1 protein-coding gene is annotated in these 1,069 nt (G+C 72.4%); it reads left to right on the forward strand.

What is annotated here, in order from left to right:
• The first annotated feature begins 8 nt into the window (after window positions 1-8).
• On the forward strand, window positions 9-896 hold the full coding sequence (locus tag ACJA3G_RS37485; RefSeq protein WP_406557470.1) for an AraC family transcriptional regulator: 888 nt from the start codon (window positions 9-11) through the stop codon (window positions 894-896).
• The last annotated feature ends 173 nt before the right edge of the window (window positions 897-1,069 follow it).

Here is a 1,069-nt window from a genome sequence, read left to right on the forward strand (position 1 = left end):
GGGGTGGGGTGCCGCCGTTGCATCGGCTGGAGGTGCCGATGCCCAACTCGCTGCCGTTCGCCATGGGCACCTTCGACACCATCGGCGCGATGTCCCGCGCCGACTTTCCCCACCGGCACACCTTCTACGAGATCGTGCACATCACCGGCGGCACCGGCACCCATGTGCTCGACCTCGCCCGGTTCGCGCTGCGGCCACCGCACCTGTGCGTCATCTCCCCCGGTCAGGTCCACCAATGGGAGTGCGCGGACGGGCCGGAGGGATGGGTGATCCTCTTCACCGAGGACTTCCTGCTCGACCACCCCGACGACCGCGCCCTGCTGCGCGGACTCGGCCCCCGCCCCTGGCTGGAGCTGGACCGCGAGGCCCAGAGCTGGACGTCCTCGCTCGTGGGGGAGATGTACGAGGAGTACCGGACGGGGGCCGAGGGCTTCCACGGGGTGCTGCGCGCGCTGCTGCACGTCCTGCTCGTACGGGCCGCGCGACTGCCCGCACTCCCCGTCGCCCAGGACATCGCCCGTGCGAGCGGCGTCGCGGGGCGGTTCACCGCCCTGCTGGCGCGCGCCGACGACCTGCCCTCGTCCGTACGGGCGTGTGCGGAACGGATCGGGGTGTCCGTGGGGTATCTGACCGAGGCCGTGAAGGAGGCCACCGGCCGTACGCCCGGTGAGCTCATCCGCCAGGCCCGCACCCACGAGGCCAAACGGCTGCTGCTCCACACCGAATTGACGGTACGTCAGGTAGCCGCCCGGGTCGGATTCGCCGACCCCGCCTACTTCTGCCGCTTCTTCCGCCGGGAGACCGGCACCAGCCCCGGCGACTTCCGGCGCGGCGGCGGCGATTATCACCACGACCACCGCATCGCGTCCATCGCCCGGACACGACCGTCCGCCTAGCGTCGTAGCCGTCCCCAACCTCCCCCCAAGGAGCAGACATGGATGGCGAGAGCGACGCGACGAGGCGTGACGAGAACCGGCACGCGGGCGCCGACGGGCGGCCCCGGCCCAGCCGCAAGACCGTGCTGCGGGCCGCGCTCGCGGCGGGAGTGGCCGTGCCCGTGTCCCTGGCC

It is taken from the genome of Streptomyces sp. YS-3, from assembly GCF_045257485.1.
GTDB lineage: Bacteria > Actinomycetota > Actinomycetes > Streptomycetales > Streptomycetaceae > Streptomyces.